This is a genomic window from Micromonospora echinofusca (assembly GCF_017614955.1).
Lineage (GTDB): Bacteria > Actinomycetota > Actinomycetes > Mycobacteriales > Micromonosporaceae > Micromonospora > Micromonospora echinofusca_A.
This window is the reverse complement of record NZ_WVUH01000423.1, coordinates 1-5,324: the sequence shown is the minus strand read 5'-3', so window position 1 is coordinate 5,324 and position 5,324 is coordinate 1. Positions and strand designations below refer to the sequence as shown.

The 5,324-nt window shown below is 74.0% G+C and carries 4 protein-coding genes and 1 pseudogene; 3 read left to right on the top strand and 2 right to left on the bottom strand.

The genetic code is table 11. The features are described 5' to 3' along the window. The 3 genes and pseudogenes from GSF22_RS35175 to GSF22_RS30055 form a co-directional block, all read left to right on the top strand. Positions 1-415 (top strand): annotated as a pseudogene (locus GSF22_RS35175) (hypothetical protein); the annotation flags it as partial. 400 nt (positions 416-815) lie between these two features. Further along, entirely contained in the window at positions 816-2,411 is a 1,596-nt protein-coding gene (locus GSF22_RS30060) for a DEAD/DEAH box helicase (RefSeq protein WP_208817290.1), read from the top strand. A gap of 99 nt (positions 2,412-2,510) precedes the next feature. Continuing rightward, the gene (locus tag GSF22_RS30055; protein WP_208817289.1) at positions 2,511-3,161 is read left to right on the top strand and encodes a putative glycolipid-binding domain-containing protein; all 651 of its coding nucleotides are present in this window, start codon (positions 2,511-2,513) and stop codon (positions 3,159-3,161) included. An 81-nt stretch (positions 3,162-3,242) separates the two neighbouring features. On the opposite strand, the gene GSF22_RS30050 is transcribed toward GSF22_RS30055, so the two are convergent. After that, positions 3,243-4,334: a PLP-dependent cysteine synthase family protein gene (locus GSF22_RS30050; protein WP_208817288.1), complete on the bottom strand. Its 1,092-nt coding sequence runs from the start codon at positions 4,332-4,334 to the stop codon at positions 3,243-3,245. A gap of 127 nt (positions 4,335-4,461) precedes the next feature. Continuing rightward, positions 4,462-5,271 carry an SDR family oxidoreductase gene (locus tag GSF22_RS30045; protein WP_208817287.1) on the bottom strand — a complete coding sequence of 270 codons (810 nt, stop codon included), beginning with the start codon at positions 5,269-5,271 and terminating at the stop codon, positions 4,462-4,464. Between the last annotated feature and the right edge of the window lie 53 nt (positions 5,272-5,324).

Here is a 5,324-nt window from a genome sequence, read left to right as displayed (position 1 = left end):
CCCGTACCCGCCCACCGCGCCGCTGTCCGCCACCGCGCCGCCGAGGGACAACGGACCCACCAGCGGCGTCCCCTCCGGTCCGGCCCGGCCGACGAGCGGGGTGCCGGCCGGCGTCCCGCCGGTGAGTGCGGCCCCGATGGGCGGCCCCCGTCCGGGGACGGTCTACGGCGGGGAACTCGACGGGCCGGGCTTCGCCACCGTCTACCTGCCGAACGAGGTGGAGAACACCGGTTCACTGACCGGGCACATCCTGGCCCAGGGCTGGGCGGACACCCCGGCCGCGAAGTCGGGTAGCACCACGAAGGTGGTGGTCGTGCTGGCCGCCGCGCTCGGTGTCCTGGTCGCCATCAGCCTGATCGTCGTGGTCTTCGCCAACGATGCCATCGGGGACTTCTTCGGCAACCTGTCGCTCTGACCGCAAGGCCGGGCGGCGACCACCGTCCGGCCGTGAGTCGGCCCACTCCGTCGCAACGGCTGGCGGGTGTCCCGGTACGAAGGCCGTACACTGGTATGGATTACTGACCCGGCGCGCCACCGCGCGCCCATGGGCGATCTTGCGGGCGATTCGACGGCGAGCAACCACCTCGGCGGGGCCATCGCGAAGATGCGCCCCACCTGAGAGGTTTTTCTTGACGACCTTTGCTGACCCCAGCACGTTCCCGTCCGTTTTCGACACCCCGGTCGACGCTCCCGTCGACACCCGGGCAGACGCCCCGGTCGGTGCCCATGTCGACACCCCGGCCGACGCCCCGCTCGGTGCCCATGTCGACACCCCGGCAGACACCCTCGCAGACGGCGAGCCGAGCGGTGGCCCGGTGACCGACTTCGCCGGTCTCGGTCTGCCGCAGCCGCTGGTCGACGCGCTGGGCCGGCAGGGGATCACCACTCCGTTCGAGATCCAGCGGGCCACCCTGCCGGACGCGCTCGCCGGCCGGGACGTCCTCGGTCGCGGACAGACCGGCTCCGGCAAGACCCTGGCCTTCGGGCTGCCGGTACTGGCCCGTCTCGCCAAGGTCAACCGGGCCCGGCCGCTGCACCCCCGGGCCCTGGTCCTCGTACCGACCCGCGAGTTGGCCATGCAGGTCAACGACGCCCTCGTCCCCCTCGGCAAGACGGTCGGGGTGTTCCTGAAGACCGCCGTCGGCGGGGTGCCCTACGACCGGCAGGTCGACGCCCTGCGGCGCGGTGTGGAGATCCTGGTCGCCACGCCCGGCCGGCTGGGTGACCTGATCTCGCGGGGCGTGTGCAACCTCGACGACATCGAGGTGACCGTGCTCGACGAGGCCGACCAGATGGCCGACATGGGTTTCCTGCCGGACGTCACCGAACTGCTCGCGAAGACGCCGGCCGGGGCGCAGCGGCTGCTCTTCTCGGCCACCCTGGACGGTGACGTGGACGCGCTGGTCAAGCGGTTCATGACCGACCCGGTGACGCACTCCACCGCACCGCCGACCGCAGCCGTGTCCACGATGGACCACCACCTGCTGCTCATCCCGCCGCACGACAAGTTCGCCGTCGCCGCGTCCATCGCGGCCCGGCAGGGCCGGACCATGATGTTCGCCCGTACCCAGATGGGCGTCGACCGCCTGGTCGAGCAGCTCGCCGCGGTGGGTGTCCGGGCCGGCGCGCTGCACGGCGGCAAGACCCAGCGGGTACGCACCCGCACGCTCGCCGAGTTCAAGGAGGGCCGGATGAGCGTCCTGGTCGCCACGGACGTGGCGGCCCGGGGCATCCACGTCGACGGCGTCTCGCTGGTGGTGCACGTCGACCCGCCGAAGGATCCGAAGGACTACCTGCACCGGGCGGGGCGTACCGCGCGGGCGGGTGAGTCGGGGGCGGTGGCCACCCTGGTCCTGCCAAAGCAGCGCCGGACCACGCTCGCCATGCTGGAGAAGGCCGGTGTCGAGCCGGAGCAGACCCGGGTCCGCGTCGGTGACCCGGCGCTGGCCGAGCTGACCGGTGCGCGGGAGCCGAGCGGCGTACCGGTGCTCGACGAACCCGCGCCGCGCCGTGGTGGTGACCGCCCGGGAGGCCCGCGTCGCTTCGGGGACCGGCCGCAGGACGGGCGTCGCTTCGGGGACCGGCCGCAGGGTGGACGCGAGTACGGCCACCGGCCGCAGGACGGACGACGGTTCGGCGACCGGGACGGTGGAGCCGGGCGCCGGTTCGGCGACCGGGACGCCGCCGCCGGACGACGGTTCGGCGACCGGGACAGCACGGGTGGCCGCCCGCACGGGGAATGGCGTACCGAGGACCGGCGCGGCGGCTACCGGCCCGAGAGCCGGGGCCGGGACGACCGCCCCGCCGCCGGCCGCCTCCGGGACGACCGGGGCTACGGCGACCGGGCACGCCACGACCGGCCCCGTGACGACCGTGGTACCGGCGGCCGCTGGCCGGCGCGTACCCACTGACACAGCGACCATCCGAAGGGCGTCGCCGGCTGCCGGCGGCGCCCTTCGGCGTACCCGGATCCCCGGCAGCCGGGGGGAATCTGCCGTAACGTCCGGCTCATGCCGACGCTGCCCAAATCCCTGTTCTGGACCCGCACGGACACCGCCGGATGCGACCACGCCCGGCTCGACGACCGGCACGGGCTGACCGGGTCGGGCGTCGCCCAGGCGGTCGACCCGGTGCCGTACACCTGCCGGTACGAGGTGACCACCGACGCCGGATGGGCCACCACCGATCTCGCGGTCGAGGTGTCCGGCGCCGGCTGGTTCCGTTCGGTCCACCTGGAACGGTCGGCCGACCGTTGGCGGATCACCACCGCCGAACAGGGTGACCTGGACGCCGCCCTCGTCGCTGCCGGTCATCAGCCGGCCGGGCTGCCCGGTACCGACGATCCGGACCGGCTCGCCCCGGCGGTCGACGTGGACCTGGGTGCCGCGCCCCTGTTCAACAGCCTGCCGGTACGCCGGCTCGGGCTGCTCGACGCGGAGCCGGGTACCGAGCGACGGATCAGTGTCGCCTGGGTGCTGGTGCCGAGCCTGCTGGTGGTACCGGCCGAGCAGGTCTACACGGCGCTGGGCAGCCAGCGGGTGCGGTACGCCAGCGAGGGCTTCACCGCCGACCTGGACCTCGACCCGGACGGGTACGTGCGGCACTACCCGGGTCTCGCCGAGTTGGCCGGGCCGGGGGCGGGGGCCGGGCGGCCCCGCTGACCGGGCGGCGCGGGCGTCACACCGGTTAGGAAGGGCCCCTTCCTATACCGAATGCGATAACAGGGGGCCCTTCCTTGCACCTCAGGCGGGCCAGGTGCCGGTGGCCAGGAAGCGGTCGACGGTGGCCAGGTGCGGGGTGAGGTTGAGCCCCTGCGCGGCGACCCAGGTGTCCGAGTAGTAGGTGTCGGTGTAGCGCTCGCCGCCGTCGCAGATCAGCGTCACCACCGAGCCGCGCCGGCCGGTGGCGCGCATCTGGGCGATGAGGCTGAACGCGCCCCACAGGTTCGTCCCGGTGGAGCCGCCGACCCGCCGGCCGAGGACGGCTGACGCGGCCCGCATGGCCGCCAGCGAGGCGGCGTCGGGTACCTGCACCATCCGGTCCACCACGTTGGGCAGGAAGGACGCCTCCACGGTGGGCCGGCCGATGCCCTCGATCCGGGAGCCCTTGCCGGTGCGGACCGCCCAGTCGGCCGCCCGCCACGCCGGGTAGAACGCGGAGTTCTCCGGGTCGACCACGCAGAGTTTGGTGGGTAGCCGCCGGTAGCGGGCGTACCGGCCGATGGTGGCACTGGTGCCACCGGTACCGGCACCGACGACCACCCAGGCCGGGATGGGGTGGCGTTCCAGCGCGAGCTGCGCGTAGATCGACTCGGCGATGTTGTTGTTGCCCCGCCAGTCGGTGGCCCGCTCGGCGTAGGTGAACTGGTCCATGAAGTGGCCGCCGGAGTCCTCGGCCAGCCAGCGGGCCTCGACGACGACGGCTGCCGGGTCGTCCACCAGGTGGCAGCGCCCGCCCTGGAACTCGATCAGCGCGATCTTCTCGGGCGAGGTGGAGGCCGGCATGACCGCGATGAACGGCAGCCCCAGCATCCGGGCGAAGTACGCCTCGGAGACGGCGGTGGAGCCGGAGGACGCCTCGACGATCGTGGTACGCGGCCCGATCCGGCCGTTGCAGAGCCCGTAGAGGAACAGGGACCGGGCCAGCCGGTGCTTCAGCGAGCCGGTGGGATGCACCGACTCGTCCTTCAGGTAGAGGTCGACGCCCCACTCCCGGGGCAGTGGGAAGGGCAGCAGATGGGTGTCGGCGGAGCGGTTGGCGTCGGCCTCGACCGCGGCGATCGCCTCGGTGACCCACACCCGGTCGTTCTCGTCGCACCGGTCCAGATGTTCCACGGGGCAGAACGTAACAAGCGCCGCACGGCGGGGACCGGCGGCGGTGCCCTCCACCGTCTGCGGGGCACCGACCGCGACAGCGAGGGATCAACCACGCCGGCGCGGGGTCAACCGCCACGGCGAGCGGTCAGCCGCGACGGCGTTGGCGGCGCTGGCCGGCCCGGCCGACCGCGAGGACCAGCGGGGTGAGCCGGACGGCGAGCCCGGGCAGGGCGTCGAGCAGCCGGACCTGGAGGCCGCGCCAGCGCGGCACCGACACCACGGGCCGGGGGCGGCGGGCCAGTCGGGCGGCGCGGGCGGCGACCCGTTCGGCGGTGAGCAGGGTACCGGTGAACGAGGCGACCGCCCCGGGGTCGTCCAGCCGGTCGTGCAGCATCGGGGTCCAGATCCCGTCCGGGCAGAGGCAGGAGATGTGCAGGTTGCGGTGTCCGGCGGCGCGCAGGTCCGCCAGGGTGCCGAGGCTGAACGCGATGAGGGCGTGTTTGCTGGCCGCGTAGACGGTCTCCCCCGGGGCGGCGACCAGGCCGGCCAGCGAGACGACGTTGAGCACGTGCCCGTACCCCTGTTCCCGCATCACGGCCAGGGCGGCGAGCGTACCGGTCATCGCGCCGAGCGCGTTGACCTCGACCACCCGGCGGCGGGTGGCCGCGTCGTGGGTCCAGGACGGACCGGTGACCAGGATGCCGGCGTTGTTCACCCAGAGGCCGAGCCCGTGCCGGGCGGTCGCCTCGGCGGCCACCTCGGCGCACGCCGCCTCGTCCCGGACGTCGAGCGGTCGGGACCACCCGCCGAGCGGGGCGGCTGCGGCGGCGACCGCTGTCGCGTCGACGTCCGTCAGCAGCACCGGCCAGCCGTCGGCGTGCAGCGCGCGGGCGATGGCCAGACCGAGCCCACGGGCGGCTCCGGTGACCACCGCCGCACCGGAGGGGTACGTCATCGGCGCACCGTACCGCCGCAGCGGCGGGCGCCGCCAGAGCCGGCAGCCAGGGG

Coding starts and splice junctions, on each gene's coding strand:
- GSF22_RS30055 (WP_208817289.1), top strand. CDS start 2,511: ATGCCGACGCTGCCCAAATCCCTGTTCTGGACCCGCACGGACACCGCC.
- GSF22_RS30045 (WP_208817287.1), bottom strand. CDS start 5,271: ATGACGTACCCCTCCGGTGCGGCGGTGGTCACCGGAGCCGCCCGTGGG.